Origin of the sequence: Rhodococcus sp. NyZ502 (genome assembly GCF_041464245.1) — a bacterium.
Taxonomy (GTDB): Bacteria; Actinomycetota; Actinomycetes; order Mycobacteriales; family Mycobacteriaceae; genus Rhodococcus_F; species Rhodococcus_F qingshengii.
Genome location: NZ_CP167155.1, coordinates 2,255,279 through 2,268,609, shown reverse-complemented (window position 1 = coordinate 2,268,609; position 13,331 = coordinate 2,255,279). Strand labels below are relative to the sequence as shown.

Below are 13,331 nucleotides of genomic sequence, written 5' to 3'. Positions count from 1 at the left end.
ACAGGGCGGCGTGTCAGCCCTCGGTGCCGAGGAGATCTGCGCGCCGGACAAGTCCGATCTGGAAGGCGAAGACGACTGCCTGTACACGATCACGAGAATGAGTCTTCGAAAGAACCCGTCCGACATGGGTTTTCACTGTCGTCTCGGAGACGTGGAATTTTGCAGCGATCTCCGAATTCGACAGCCCGTACGCCATGGCTTCGAGCACCTCGACCTCGCGCGGCGTCAACTCTTCGGGCAACTGCGCTTCGGGCGCCGAGCCTTCCAGGAGTGGCCCGACGTGCTGAAGCAGTCGCCGAGTGGCCCGGGCTTCGATCACCGCGTCCCCGCGGTGCACGGTGCGGATGGCGTCGAGCAACTGCTCCGGTGGCACGTCCTTGAGCAGGAAACCACTGGCGCCCGCCCGGATAGCCGACATCACGTACTCGTCGTTGTCGAAGGTGGTGAGCACCACGACCTTCGGCGCATCGGGGTCGGCCAGGAGCCGACGAGTCGCCTCGATGCCGTCCATCTTCGGCATCTGGACATCCATCAGAACGACGTCGACATGACGGGCGGCCAACTCGGTCAACGCCTGCTGACCGTCCGAAGCCTCGACAACCACCGACAGATCCGGCTGTGAGTCGATGACCATTCGAAAACCTGCGCGGACCAGCTGCTGATCGTCGATCAGTGCCACTGCGATCGGAGCCACGTGTTCGTCCATGCCACTCACCTTAAGACCTTCGGACGTTTCAAGACCTACCCAGACGTTCGTTCGTACGGCAAGACGGCCCGGACGCTGTATCCGCCGCCTGATTTCGGTCCGGCGGTCACTTTGCCTCCGTGCAGCTTGGCTCGCTCGGCCATTCCGATCAGTCCCTGTCCGCCTGGTGACGATTCGACCAGCGCGGCGCTGCCGCCTCGTCCGTCGTCGGTGATACCGAGAACGAGTTCGGTTTCAGCCCATGTCATCTCGACGCTCGCCTGTGCTCCAGGCCCCGCATGTTTGAGAACGTTCGTCAGCGATTCCTGCACGATGCGATACGCCGTCAACCCCGCACCCGCAGAGAGTTCGCGTGGTTCCCCGGTCACGCTGACGGCGATGTCGAGTCCGCTGCTGCGTAACTCGTGGAAGAGACTGTCGATGTCGCCGGCGCCCGGGATCACCGAGAAATCACGGGGCGTGTCCTCACGCAGGACGGACAGCAGCGATCGCATGTCGGTCAACGCTTGGCGGCCGGTGGAGGCAATTGTTTCGAGTGCCTGAATTGCAGCCTGAGGATCCTTGGCCGCGCTGTAGCGTCCACCGTCGGCCTGAGCGATGACAACGGTCAACGAATGCGCGACGATGTCGTGCATCTCGCGCGCAATCCTCGAGCGTTCGCTGATCGTCGCGATTTCCGCTTCCTGCGCACGCTCGAGTTCGAGCAACCGTGCGCGCTCGGTCAGACCTTCCAATTGTTTGGTACGAACTCGACGCAAATCACCGAACGCCCAGACCGCGAGCATGAAGATCATGACGGCCACGGACTGCATGACCTGCGAGGACACCGGGATTCCGTCGTAGCCGAAGTATCGAACAGTCCCGGCAATCGAGCCGAGCAACGCGAGCACCAGCCCGGTGAGTGAACTCCACCGAGCACCATAGGCGGCCAGCGCGTACAGGGAGATGGGGACGACAACGGCCGATGCGAGCAGTGTGTTGCCGATGAAGATCACGTGTAGAACTGCGAACCCTGCGATCACCATGCCGGAGAGTTCGGGGCGCGAGCGTCGCCACGCCAACGGAACGGTCATACCCAGCGAGATGAACACCGCCAGCGGACTCGCCTCGACCGCAACGACAACGCTGAACAGTGCGGCAACCGTCGCAATGCAGATGTCCACACCGCGAGCATGTTCCGCGCTCCAGCGGACGAAGCGTTCACTAGTCGGAAAACGAGCCATGCCGCCAAGAGTAGCTTTTACTGACGAGCTTTCACTCAGGTGCGGTAACCGCCGTCTTCGAGACCGGCCTCGATTTCGAAGCGGTTGCGCGGCCCGCGATGACGCAGTTCCTCACGCAGGTACAACAACCCGAATATGATTCCGTACCTGGCCCATTGGTCTGCATGAACGGCCTCGTGACGAAGGACGGATCGAGTCGTGTTCCGCCGCGTGAGATATACACCACCGAGAGTTGTTCCGCCTCTGGCGAACCCGCAGCGCAGTCCGGAGGCGACAAAGATTCCGAACTCGTCGTCGAAGCGGATGTCCGCGCCGAGAATCCTGGCGTACAGCAGGGCGACGCGGGTGACGAACGCGGACTGCGCGCTGCCCCGACTCGCTCGGATCAGCGGCAGCCCGCGTCGTGCACACACGAGAAGATCAGCCCAGCAGTTTTTCGCGGAGCGCCTTGTCCTTGTCGAGCACCATCGACTCGAGGCTCTCCTGGAACGCCACCATCCGCTGCTGCAGTGCGGGATCCGAAGCACCGAGAATCCGAGCAGCCAGCAGACCGGCGTTGCGAGCGCCGCCGATCGACACTGTCGCCACCGGGACGCCGGCCGGCATCTGGACGATCGAAAGCAGCGAATCCATACCGTCGAGGTACTTGAGCGGCACCGGAACACCGATGACGGGCAACGGCGTGGCCGAGGCAACCATGCCCGGAAGATGCGCGGCGCCACCGGCACCGGCGATGATGACCTTGATTCCGCGGCCGGAAGCTTCCTTGGCGTAGTCGAGCATCCGCTGAGGCGTGCGGTGCGCCGAGACGACACCGACCTCGAAGCGGATACCGAACTCGGCCAAAGCTTCGGCTGCAGCTTCCATGGTCGGCCAATCCGAATCGCTGCCCATGATCAGGCCGACCTGCGCGCTCTCACTCACCGTGTACATCCCATCCGTCGGTCCAAACTGCGTACGAAAGCCAATGTGCTGCGCGCTCGGCGCGTTCCCGAACTGCGGCAACGTAATTCGGATCGTCGATGGATCCGGCGCCGCCCACGATGTTGACGTGACCGATCTTGCGATCCTTGCGCTCACCCTTGCCGTACAGGTGGATCTTCGCGTCGGGCATCCGAGCGAACAGGTGATGGACACGCTCGTCCATCGTCATCTCGGGCGCTTCCGGTGCACCGAGAACGTTTGCCATCACCGTGACCGGTGCGATCGGCGAGGTCTCGCCGAGCGGGTAGTCGAGAACTGCACGCAGATGCTGTTCGAACTGAGAGGTGCGTGCGCCGTCCATCGTCCAGTGACCGGAGTTGTGCGGGCGCATGGCCAGCTCGTTGACCACGAGAGTGCCGTCAGTCGTCTCGAAGAGTTCGACGGCCATCGAGCCGACAACACCGAGCTCGGACGCGATGCGCAACGCCAATTGTTCGGCTTCCTCGGCAACGGCGCTCGAAAGGGCGGGAGCAGGTGCGATCACGACGGCGCACTGGCCGTTGCGCTGAACGGTCTCTACGACCGGCCACGTAGCGCCCTGGCCGAACGGCGACCGCGCGACCATGGCGGACAGTTCCCGACGCATCGAGACCATTTCCTCGACGATCAGCGGAACACCCTTGTCCAGCTGCTCGGTGACGATGGCCTCTGCTTCGTCCTGATCGTCGGTGATCCAGACTCCGCGGCCGTCGTAGCCTCCGCGAGTTGCCTTGATGACAAGCGGCCAACCGTGTTGCGCACCGAAACGCACGACGTCTTCTGCCCACGTCACTTCGGCGTACGCAGGTACGGGCGCGCCCAGTTCAGCAAGTTTGCGACGCATCAGCAGTTTGTCCTGAGCGAAGATCAGAGCCTGCGGCGGCGGCTGAACGTTCACGCCTTCGGCGACAAGAACCTCGAGATGCTCCGTGGGCACGTGCTCGTGGTCGAACGTCAACGCGTTGGAACCGACCGCTGCGCGTCGAAGAGCGTCGAGGTCGGTGTGGCTGCCGAGCACGACGTCGGGGCTGACCTGAGCTGCCGGCTCGTCCGAAGTCCCGGAGAGCACTCGGAGCGTCTGGCCCAGGGCCACCGCCGCCTGGTGAGTCATCCTGGCCAACTGTCCGCCACCGATCATGGTGACGACGGGCATGGATGCTTTTGCCGGTCGAGGGGTGGTCGGGCGGGCGGGGATCTGCGCGGGATCGTTGTTGCCGGTCACGGCTCTCTATGTTGTCATGTGCCGCGTTCGCCCGTTCATTCAGCGTTCCCAATCTGTGATTCTGCTGATGAATCCGCGGCAAATTGGTGGTAACGCGGTTTCGTTTCGTAAACTCGTCTGTTGTGCCATTTGTCGACGGGGTCATTGCCCGCATACCCCAACCGTTTCGTGACATCGCTCTGCGTCACAGCGAGCTGATCAAATTCGCGATCGTCGGCGGAACGACCTTCCTCATCGACTCGGGCATCTTCTACACACTCAAGCTGTCGATCCTCGAATCCAAGCCGATCACGGCCAAGATCATCGCCGGCGTCGTCGCGGTGATCGCGTCGTACATTCTCAACCGCGAGTGGTCGTTCAAGAACCGTGGTGGCCGTGAACCAGCGCACGAAGCTGCGCTGTTCTTCATCATCAGCGCCATCGGTGTCGTCATCAGCTTCATCCCGCTGTACATCTCCAGTTACGTCTTCAACCTGCGCGCACCCGAAGTCAGCCTGGCGACGGAGAACATCGCCGACTTCATCAGTGCATATGTCATCGGCAACCTGCTGCAGATGGCGTTCCGATTCTGGGCCTTCCGCAAGTTCGTGTTTCCCGACGAGAATCCGGAACCGCTCGAACTGTCCGACACCACAGGGTTGCCCGAAACCACGGCGTTATCCGGAACCACAGCGCCTGAGCCGGTAATTCCTGACGCCGAAGAGGAGCTCGGGCACTCCTGAGTTTTCCGTCTGCGCGGCCTTTCGGTCAGCGCGGTTCGCGGTGCGGAACGACGTCCGCGGTCGGCGCCGTGTTGGCCACCGGCAGGAAGACGGCGAACAAGGCAGGCTTACGCCTCTGCAGTTCCAGGCGGCCCCCGTCGGCTTCGATCAGTGCACGTGCGAGCGCCAACCCGACGCCGGTGGACCCCGCCCCCGAAAATCCTCTGTCGAAGATGTGCGGCGCCAGATCGTTCTCCACACCGGAGCCTTCGTCGGTGACCTCGACGCACACCATCGAGTCACGGCGAGACGAACTGCGACCCGTACCGTCGATCAATCGCACAGACACCGTGCACGTGCCTTCACCGTGTTCGAACGAATTGTCGACCAGAACGGAAACAGCTTCACGCAGACGCGAACCTGTGGTCGCAGCCATCACCGTGCGATCGCCGCGTAGGCGCAGCCTGCGTCCCTCTCCGTCGAACTGAGCCTGCCAGTCGCGAGTCACCTGTTCCAGCTCGCCGACTACCGACACCAGACTCGCCGATGACCCACTGGTGCGCGACGAGCGAATCAGGTCGTCGATGCCGTCGGTGAGCCTGTCCACTTGCGCCATGGCTTCCTCGGCCTCGTTCACGACGTCAGGATCTTCGTGAACGGACAACTCGTCCAGGCGCAGCCGCACTGCAGTCAGTCGACTGCGCAGTTGATGCGAGACGTCCGCAACCAGCGCGCGCTCTCGTTGCAGCCGCACCGAAATCTCCACGGTTGCCGCATCGAGGACGTCGGACACGCGGTCGAGTTCGGGGATGTCGTGCCGACGAGGATCCGGCCGGAAGTCGCCTTCGGCGAGGCGCGCCGCCCGGTCGGCCACATCCTGCAGCGGATCGGCCAGCCGACGCGCAGTGACCACAGCAACCACGGTGCCTGCCGTGATGGACAGAAGCACGAGCACGCCGACAGCCATCACCGCCTGCTTCTGCTGGGTGCGCAGGTTCTCCGACGGCACCTCGAGACGCAACGAGCCGGACGTTCCCATCGCGAGCGATTCGACGAGTGCGTTCTTGACCGTCGCCTCACCGACGTCGACGCGTGCGGCGCCGTCGACGACGGTCGGATACACGACGACGAGGCGCCCGTCGTTCGGGGTGAGAACCTTGAGCGAATCGGTGTTCAACGCACCTTCGACGAGTCCGTTCGTCCCCTCTTGCGCGATGACCTCAGCGGCCATCCGGTCGAGGCGCACCCGGAGATCACTTCGCGTCACGTCCTCCACCCAGAGCCACGCCGTGTAGATCAGCGGAACCCCCAGCAGCAACGCCGTCATGATCACGACAGCGAGAATCGACTGCAATATGCGACGCCGCATGCCGGCAGTTCCTGATTCTCGAGAAGTTAGTCGGTGTTGATTCGGAAACCGACACCGCGGACGGTGGCAATCCTGCGTTCCACGGCGGGGCCCTCGTCGCCGATCTTGCGGCGCAGCCACGACATGTGCATGTCGAGCGTCTTCGATCCACGAAGCTCGACGTCGCCCCACACCTCACGAAGGATCGTATCGCGCGAGACCACTTCCCCGGCGTGCTCGAGGAGGACCCGCAGAAGCTCGTATTCCTTGTTGGCCAAGGCGATTTCGGAGCCGTTGACGAGTACGCGTCGTGCCGCGGGCTCGAGCCTGATGCCACCGACCTCGACGATCGTGTCCTCGCGGCCACCGTGGCGACGCAGGAGTGCTCGCACACGTGCCATCAACTCGGCGAGACGAAACGGCTTGCTGACGTAGTCGTCGGCGCCCGCGTCCAACCCGACCACGAAGTCGACTTCGTCGGTCCTGGCGGTCAACATCAGCACGGCGAGCGAGGTGCGATGCGCACGAATCTGTCGGCAGACCTCGAGGCCGTCCATGCCCGGAAGGCCGAGATCGAGAATCAACAGGTCGAAATCACCTTCGAGCGCCTGCTGCAACGCAGCGGGTCCGGTCGGTTCGACCGTCACCGAATACCCTTCACGCCCCAAGGCGCGGGAAAGGGGTGCAGCAATGGCCTCGTCGTCTTCGGCTAGCAATACGGCAGTCACACGAACAGACTACGGACAACACGCCTTTGCACGTTGATTACCAGCCATTTCGATCATTCGGGTCGTCGTTTTCACCTGACGGCCACTGCGGTGCCTGCGATGGTGGCTGCTGCATGGAATCGAAAACCTGGTGATATAGCAGGGCGTGAACGTGCTCGACGTCAGGAATGTCGTCGAACTCGAGCGGATCGTCACTGGCAGATGCGATGACCAGAGTTCCGGTCTTGAGCATTCGATCGATCAGGCCGTGACGGAACTGAACATTGCTGATCCGTCCCATGGGAATGTCGATACCCGTGTGCGTGAGCACTCCGTGGCGGATGAGCACTCGCCGATCGGTGACGATGAAATGCGTGAACTTCCAAACCGTGAAGGGCGCAACCGACCGCCAGGCCACGACACCGAGCCAGATGATTCCGACGGCAATGGACGACACGGTGCGAGCCGTGCCGTCCAATCTCGTCTGTGCGAGGCCCAACAAGAACCCGGCGACGGCCGTCGCAAGCACGAACGTCAGCGCCGGAAGCACCAACATCTTCCAATGAGGATGGCGATGCAGTATCAGTTCCTCGTCCTGAGCGAGGGCGTCTTCGGGATATCCCATGACGGGAAGTCTGCCACCCCGCACCGACTTTCAGGCATACCGACTTTCAGGCACACCCGCCTTCAGGGCAACGCTCAGGGCTGCGCGAGCTTTCGCAGCACCAACGGGGTCACGACGATGATGATGCCGTACAGCACCATCCACACGCCGACCACGATGCGGAAGACGTCGAGTGAAAGTTCGGGCTGCAGAAGGACGATTGCACCCGCGACGATGCTGATGACTCCGAGCACGATCGATAGACCGCGATCAACGGTGTGCCCGGACGCCGCGTCGACCAGATCGAGAACGCCACGGAATACCCACCAGGCACCGATCACCAATGCGATCAGAACCACCGTCTGCAGAGGGCTACGGAGAACCAGGAATCCGAGGAGCACTGCCAACGCGCCGGAGATCGCGACGAGCGTGCGAGTTCCACCCGAAGCCGTCACGTCCGCGAACGAACGGATGATCTGGACGATTCCGAATCCGAACAGCTGGATCGCAATGACAACCGCGACCACGAACAGGGTGGCATCCGGCCACGCGAGTACCGCGATACCCAGGCCCAATGTGAGGACACCGAGCAGCACCGTCACGCCGGTGAGTACGCGGCGAGCGCTCTCGGCCGTCTCGGCTTCGGTCGGAACAACGATCGGTGTGGTCATGACGCCCCTAGGCAGCTCGGTAAATCCCGCAGTTGAGTGAAATGAAGGACGGACGGTTGGTTCGAAAACCGGTCCGGGCCAAAAATTAGCACTTTGGTGCCAGAAAATCCGGCAACGTTCACGATTCGGTGACCGGGGCGGCGCGAAGGTGCGTGATATCACCTGCTGCGACCGCAAAGGTCTCCCCATCTGTTCCCTCGATTTCGATGACGACGCGTCCGGAAGTGTCGACGTCGGTCGCGATACCGAACACCTCCTTGTCGCCCGGCAAAACCGCGCGGACTCGTTTGCCCAGCGTCCCGCAGCGCTGCCGGTATTCGGCAGCCAACACAGATGTATCCCATTTCGACGATTCCCAAGCACGGAATTGCGTCGCCAATTCACGGGCGATTGCGCGAACGAGAGTGTCGCGGTCGACAGTCGATGCTTCTTCGATCAGCAGTGACGTAGCGGTCGGGACGGGCAGCTCCTCGACGCCGAGGCTCACGTTCAGCCCGATCCCCACCACCACCGCGGGATCGGGCGCCGTCCTCGCCACCTCGGCCAGAATGCCGGCGACCTTCTTGTCACCGATGAGAACGTCGTTCGGCCACTTGAGTTCTGCGGGTACTTCGGCCACGTTGCGCAGCGCGTCGACGACCGCGATTCCCGACAGTAGCGGGAGCCAACCCATGTCCGCGAGATTCATTCCGGGCATCGACAGCAGAACCGACATCGAGATCTGCGCTTGCGGCGGACTCACCCACGTGCGCGAATGACGGCCACGGGCACTCGCCTGATATTCGGCGATCAGAACGTGACGGTCGGCATCCGGATCTGCCGCTCGCGCAAGGAGATCCGCGTTCGTCGAACCGGTCTCCTCGACAACGTCGAGGCGGTTCCAGAAAACGCGCGCGTCGTCGTTGTCACTGCGCACCAGTGCGCGTCGTAGGGCATTGCCGTCGAGGGGCGGTCGGTTCAAGTCGGTCCACATAGCCCCAGCCTATGACGACGGCGAGAATGTACTGGTCAGTAGCTTGAGCCTGCAAGACAGCGACAATCGGACCTGCCTTCGAAGCCCCCCACGCACTCTCGTTAAGCTCACGTCCATGACCACTGTCCAAGAGCCGAACGCGCCGGAGGCGGCGGCCGCACCCGATATCCACACGACCGCGGGAAAGCTCGCGGACCTGCGGAATCGCCAAGCCCAGGCGCAGGCACCGAGCGGCGAAGCCGCCATCGACAAGGTGCACGCCAAAGGCAAGCTGACCGCCCGCGAGCGCATCACCGCCCTCCTCGACGAGGGCTCCTTCGTCGAACTCGACGCACTGGCACGGCACCGAAGTGTGAACTTCGGTCTCGCTGACAACCGCCCGGTCGGCGACGGCGTCGTCACCGGTTACGGCACCATCGACGGCCGCGACGTCTGTGTCTTCTCACAGGACGCCACCGTTTTCGGCGGATCGCTCGGCGAAATCTACGGTGAGAAGATCGTCAAGGTCATGGACCTCGCGATCCGCACCGGACGGCCCCTCGTCGGCATCAACGAAGGTGCAGGCGCGCGCATTCAGGAAGGCGTCGTCTCGCTCGGCCTCTACGGCGAGATCTTCCACCGCAACGTCCAGGCCTCGGGTGTCATCCCCCAGATCTCACTGATCATGGGACCCGCCGCCGGCGGACACGTGTACTCCCCCGCACTGACCGACTTCGTCGTGATGGTCGACGAGACCTCCCAGATGTTCGTCACCGGCCCCGACGTCATCAAGACGGTCACCGGTGAAGACGTCACGATGGAAGACCTCGGCGGTGCTCGCACCCACATGGTCAAGTCCGGCGTCGCCCACTACGTCGCTTCCGGCGAGCAGGACGCACTCGACTACGTCAAGGACCTGCTCAGCTACCTGCCGTCCAACAACCAGGCAGCGGCTCCCCGCGGCGAGATCACCGACCCCATCGTCGGTTCGATCGAAGACAGCCTGACCGCCGAGGACATCGAACTCGACACCCTCATCCCGGACTCGGCCAACCAGCCGTACGACATGCACGAGGTCATCCGTCGCATCCTCGACGACGACGAGTTCCTCGAGGTCCAGGCCGAGCGCGCGATGAACATCATCGTCGGTTTCGGTCGCGTCGACGGACGCTCGGTCGGCATCGTCGCCAACCAGCCCACCCAGTTCGCGGGCTGCCTCGACATCGACGCCTCGGAGAAGGCCGCTCGCTTCGTGCGTACCTGCGACGCGTTCAACGTCCCGATCATCACCCTCGTCGACGTTCCCGGCTTCCTCCCCGGAACCGAGCAGGAATACAACGGCATCATCCGGCGCGGCGCGAAGCTCATCTACGCATACGGAGAAGCAACGGTCGGCAAGATCACGGTCATCACCCGCAAGGCTTACGGCGGAGCGTACGACGTCATGGGCTCCAAGCACATGGGCGCCGACGTGAACCTGGCATGGCCGACCGCTCAGATCGCCGTCATGGGTGCATCCGGAGCAGTCGGATTCGTCTACCGCAAGCAGCTTCTCGAAGCCGCGAAGAACGGCGAAGACGTCGATGCATTGCGCCTCAAGCTGCAGAACGAGTACGAGGACACCCTCGTCAACCCGTACGTCGCCGCTGAGCGCGGATACGTCGACGCTGTCATTCCTCCGTCGCACACCCGCGGACAAATCGTTTCCGCATTGCGACTGCTAGAGCGCAAGGCCGTTTCCCTTCCGCCCAAGAAGCATGGGAACATTCCCCTATGACCGCAACCACCGAGGACATTCTCAGCGAAGATGTCGCACTGGCGGAGACTGCACCGACCAACGGTGCGGTCGTCGAGGGAACCGCGACGGATGCTTCGCTCACGGAGCTGACCGAGACGTCGACCTCCGACGCGTCGGTCATCAAGATCGTCAAGGGTTCGCCCACGGACGTCGAGATCGCGGCACTGGTCAGCGTGCTTGCTGCGGCTGCCGGCAGCGGTCAAGCTCCCGAGTCGAACGTTCCCGCGGAGACCTGGGGCGATCCGACTCAGTTCCACCGCACGCGTGCGCCGTTCTCGCCGTACGCGTACCTGAACCCCGCGATCCGTCGCAGCTGACGATCACTCTGCTGACGTGACTCAACTGGTTCTAGCTTCAGCGTCCCCGGCTCGCCTCGCAGTTCTGCGGGCGGCCGGGGTTTCGCCGCTTGTGCGTGTCTCCGGCGTCGACGAGGACAAGATCGCCGACAACCTCGGACCCGACGCTGCCCCCGAAAAAGTCGTGACGGTACTGGCGGAGGCCAAGGCCGCCGAGATCGTTCCCGGTCTTGCCGCCGACAATCTCACCGACGTAGTCGTTGTCGGGTGCGATTCGATGCTCCTGATCGACGGGCAACTTCAAGGCAAGCCGGGCAGCGTCGATATCGCCCGTAAGCGATGGGCCGCAATGGCCGGACGCAGCGCCACTCTCTTGACCGGGCACTGTGTCCTACGCGTCGCCGACGGCCGCATCGTCCGCATGGCCTCGGATCACAGCGCAACAGTGGTTCATTTCGCGCAACCGTCCACCGAGGATCTCGAGGCATACCTGGCAACGGGCGAGCCGCTCCAAGTCGCCGGAGCATTCACGCTCGACAGTCTCGGCGGCTGGTTCGTGGAGAGGATCGAGGGTGATCCCTCGAGTGTCATCGGTATCGGATTACCTTTGGTACGAACACTTCTCGAGCGTGTCGGGGTTTCCGTCTCGGATCTCTGGCGCACGCAGAGCATCTTCTGACGCGTTTTCTCCAAGCACGTTTTCTCCAAGCACCACTGACCAGCCCCGCATCGGGTCCATGCCGATGCGAAGCTGGTCGTTTTTGTTGTCACCGAAAAGGTTTGACCCTTCAGGTTTTGAAGGTGGTGTTCGCCGGCCTGGGTTGCTGTCCGGGGTCGATCGAGGGCGGCGGAATGAACCAGGGCTTGTTGTCGACACCGATCCGAATCGCCCACTTCCCGACGAACCCTGATTTCCGGTGCATCAACCGATGATGTGAACGGCACAGCAGGACCAGATTGTTCATCACCGTCGGCCCGCCGTTGGCCCAGTGCCGGATATGGTGCGCATCGGTCCACGCCGGTACACATGTGCAACCCGGGAACGCACAGCCTCTGTCTCGGGCAATCAACGCCACTCGCTGTTCGGCGGTGACCAACCTCTTCCCTGGTTTCGCATCGAGCGGCGCGCCGTGATCGTCGAGCAGGACCGTGGAGAGGAAACAATCACACCCGAGAAGCCTGGTCTGCGACACCGACAGCGGTCCCAGCCAGGGCATGTGCCCGACATCAAGATCGGACAGCTCCAGTGAGCCGTCATCACCCGAATCCGAAGACTGTGCGGCACAATCCCGATGCTCAGCCAAATCACGAGCATTGATGTGCACGTTCACATGCGGACGCTGACCACCATCGGTACCAGTCTTGGCGCAATCGAGATAACGCCGGATCAGTTCGGTGAACCCATCCGCGGTCCGTTTCGCCGCCGACCGAGAATCCGGCGTCCCGTCCGGTGCCGGGGTGGGCATCGTCAGATTCGACAACGCCGACAGCAGCATTTCACCGGTCAGGGCATCGAAATCGCCGCGCACCACCACCCGTCCGTTCAACGTCGACGCGATCCGCAACTCATTGAGATCGACATCTTCAGCGGGCGGGATCTCATCCGATTCGAACAACCGCTCCAACGTCGCGATCACGTTCCGCACCTTCGTCGTCGTCGCCTCCACACCCGACGCAGCAGCCAACAACAAATCGATACAGCGAGGGAGCGCGTCCTCCGGCATCCCCTTCGGCGGTGACTCGCAGAACGCCACGATCAACACCGCGTGCTCGAACGAGCAATCCCCGCAATCGAACCGAGCCGCCACCGCCGGAAACGGCCGCAACGCTGCACCGAGAGCGGCGATCTTCTTCCCGTCCCGAACCTGCAGCATCGTGTTGGCCGCCAACCACGCACCCACCCCGCGACTGGCAATCACCTGATCATCCGGGCGCAACGACAACTCGTCCACCACCGCCACACGCACAGCTTCGAGGCGCAGAATCTCCGCACTCGCCGACACCGCAGCAGCGCGCAACTCTGCAGCAGACAACTGCCACAACCGTCCGCGTAACCCCACCGCAGAACCCGACACCACATCCGACAACAAGACACTCATTGAATCCCCCGATCCCCTGCACACAGGGTACTCGAACACCC

At 63.0% G+C, this 13,331-nt stretch carries 15 protein-coding genes; 4 read left to right on the top strand and 11 right to left on the bottom strand.

Annotation, left to right across the window (positions count from 1 at the left end):
- Positions 1-13: 13 nt before the first annotated feature.
- Genes ACBG85_RS10595 through ACBG85_RS10575 form a run of 5 tightly spaced genes read right to left on the bottom strand, consistent with a single transcriptional unit; the run spans position 14 to position 4,045 of the window.
- The gene (locus ACBG85_RS10595; RefSeq protein WP_003940960.1) at positions 14-706 is read right to left on the bottom strand and encodes a response regulator transcription factor; all 693 of its coding nucleotides are present in this window, start codon (positions 704-706) and stop codon (positions 14-16) included.
- A gap of 35 nt (positions 707-741) precedes the next feature.
- Positions 742-1,929: a sensor histidine kinase gene (locus tag ACBG85_RS10590; RefSeq protein WP_030535022.1), complete on the bottom strand. Its 1,188-nt coding sequence runs from the start codon at positions 1,927-1,929 to the stop codon at positions 742-744.
- A 35-nt stretch (positions 1,930-1,964) separates the two neighbouring features.
- A complete protein-coding gene (locus tag ACBG85_RS10585) occupies positions 1,965-2,342 on the bottom strand; it encodes a hypothetical protein (protein WP_058039082.1) in 378 nt (125 codons plus the stop codon).
- A gap of 7 nt (positions 2,343-2,349) precedes the next feature.
- Entirely contained in the window at positions 2,350-2,862 is a 513-nt protein-coding gene (purE, locus tag ACBG85_RS10580; protein ID WP_039973205.1) for a 5-(carboxyamino)imidazole ribonucleotide mutase, read from the bottom strand.
- Positions 2,846-4,045, bottom strand: coding sequence for a 5-(carboxyamino)imidazole ribonucleotide synthase (locus ACBG85_RS10575; protein ID WP_249786034.1), 1,200 nt, complete (start codon positions 4,043-4,045; stop codon positions 2,846-2,848). The genes purE and ACBG85_RS10575 overlap by 17 nt, the downstream gene beginning before the upstream one ends.
- A gap of 191 nt (positions 4,046-4,236) precedes the next feature.
- On the opposite strand from ACBG85_RS10575, the gene ACBG85_RS10570 reads away from it, so the two are divergent.
- Positions 4,237-4,836 carry a GtrA family protein gene (locus ACBG85_RS10570; protein ID WP_047271714.1) on the top strand — a complete coding sequence of 200 codons (600 nt, stop codon included), beginning with the start codon at positions 4,237-4,239 and terminating at the stop codon, positions 4,834-4,836.
- A gap of 25 nt (positions 4,837-4,861) precedes the next feature.
- Here ACBG85_RS10570 and ACBG85_RS10565 read toward each other — a convergent pair whose 3' ends face one another.
- From ACBG85_RS10565 to ACBG85_RS10545, 5 genes are all read right to left on the bottom strand, one after another.
- Positions 4,862-6,184, bottom strand: coding sequence for a HAMP domain-containing sensor histidine kinase (locus ACBG85_RS10565; protein WP_007731154.1), 1,323 nt, complete (start codon positions 6,182-6,184; stop codon positions 4,862-4,864).
- 26 nt (positions 6,185-6,210) lie between these two features.
- On the bottom strand, positions 6,211-6,891 hold the full coding sequence (locus tag ACBG85_RS10560) for a response regulator transcription factor (RefSeq protein WP_003940916.1): 681 nt from the start codon (positions 6,889-6,891) through the stop codon (positions 6,211-6,213).
- Positions 6,892-6,928: 37 nt separating this feature from the next.
- Complete coding sequence (locus tag ACBG85_RS10555; RefSeq protein ID WP_003941034.1) at positions 6,929-7,495, bottom strand: PH domain-containing protein; 567 nt, start codon at positions 7,493-7,495, stop codon at positions 6,929-6,931.
- A 74-nt stretch (positions 7,496-7,569) separates the two neighbouring features.
- Positions 7,570-8,145, bottom strand: a complete 576-nt coding sequence (locus ACBG85_RS10550) for an HdeD family acid-resistance protein (RefSeq protein WP_007731150.1) — start codon at positions 8,143-8,145, stop codon at positions 7,570-7,572.
- A 118-nt stretch (positions 8,146-8,263) separates the two neighbouring features.
- Positions 8,264-9,118, bottom strand: a complete 855-nt coding sequence (locus ACBG85_RS10545; protein WP_003940755.1) for a biotin--[acetyl-CoA-carboxylase] ligase — start codon at positions 9,116-9,118, stop codon at positions 8,264-8,266.
- Between the two features lie 115 nt (positions 9,119-9,233).
- On the opposite strand from ACBG85_RS10545, the gene ACBG85_RS10540 reads away from it, so the two are divergent.
- Genes ACBG85_RS10540 through ACBG85_RS10530 form a run of 3 tightly spaced genes read left to right on the top strand, consistent with a single transcriptional unit; the run spans position 9,234 to position 11,870 of the window.
- Complete coding sequence (locus tag ACBG85_RS10540) at positions 9,234-10,874, top strand: acyl-CoA carboxylase subunit beta (protein WP_372027429.1); 1,641 nt, start codon at positions 9,234-9,236, stop codon at positions 10,872-10,874.
- A complete protein-coding gene (locus ACBG85_RS10535) occupies positions 10,871-11,212 on the top strand; it encodes an acyl-CoA carboxylase subunit epsilon (RefSeq protein WP_007731147.1) in 342 nt (113 codons plus the stop codon). Before ACBG85_RS10540 ends, ACBG85_RS10535 begins: the two co-directional genes overlap by 4 nt.
- A 16-nt stretch (positions 11,213-11,228) precedes the next feature.
- Positions 11,229-11,870, top strand: coding sequence for a nucleoside triphosphate pyrophosphatase (locus ACBG85_RS10530; RefSeq protein WP_007731146.1), 642 nt, complete (start codon positions 11,229-11,231; stop codon positions 11,868-11,870).
- A gap of 109 nt (positions 11,871-11,979) precedes the next feature.
- Here the strand turns inward: ACBG85_RS10530 and ACBG85_RS10525 are convergent, their stop codons facing one another.
- Positions 11,980-13,290, bottom strand: a complete 1,311-nt coding sequence (locus ACBG85_RS10525) for an HNH endonuclease signature motif containing protein (protein ID WP_063316644.1) — start codon at positions 13,288-13,290, stop codon at positions 11,980-11,982.
- Positions 13,291-13,331 lie beyond the last annotated feature (41 nt).

Excerpts from the sequence above, each read along its gene's own strand:
- ACBG85_RS10540 (WP_372027429.1), top strand. The coding sequence starts at position 9,234 with ATGACCACTGTCCAAGAGCCGAACGCGCCGGAGGCGGCGGCCGCACCC.
- ACBG85_RS10550 (WP_007731150.1), bottom strand. The coding sequence starts at position 8,145 with ATGACCACACCGATCGTTGTTCCGACCGAAGCCGAGACGGCCGAGAGC.
- ACBG85_RS10595 (WP_003940960.1), bottom strand. The coding sequence starts at position 706 with ATGGACGAACACGTGGCTCCGATCGCAGTGGCACTGATCGACGATCAG.
- ACBG85_RS10535 (WP_007731147.1), top strand. The coding sequence starts at position 10,871 with ATGACCGCAACCACCGAGGACATTCTCAGCGAAGATGTCGCACTGGCG.
- ACBG85_RS10525 (WP_063316644.1), bottom strand. The coding sequence starts at position 13,290 with ATGAGTGTCTTGTTGTCGGATGTGGTGTCGGGTTCTGCGGTGGGGTTA.
- ACBG85_RS10590 (WP_030535022.1), bottom strand. The coding sequence starts at position 1,929 with ATGGCTCGTTTTCCGACTAGTGAACGCTTCGTCCGCTGGAGCGCGGAA.
- ACBG85_RS10555 (WP_003941034.1), bottom strand. The coding sequence starts at position 7,495 with ATGGGATATCCCGAAGACGCCCTCGCTCAGGACGAGGAACTGATACTG.
- ACBG85_RS10565 (WP_007731154.1), bottom strand. The coding sequence starts at position 6,184 with ATGCGGCGTCGCATATTGCAGTCGATTCTCGCTGTCGTGATCATGACG.
- purE (WP_039973205.1), bottom strand. The coding sequence starts at position 2,862 with ATGTACACGGTGAGTGAGAGCGCGCAGGTCGGCCTGATCATGGGCAGC.
- ACBG85_RS10575 (WP_249786034.1), bottom strand. The coding sequence starts at position 4,045 with ATGCCCGTCGTCACCATGATCGGTGGCGGACAGTTGGCCAGGATGACT.
- ACBG85_RS10545 (WP_003940755.1), bottom strand. The coding sequence starts at position 9,118 with ATGTGGACCGACTTGAACCGACCGCCCCTCGACGGCAATGCCCTACGA.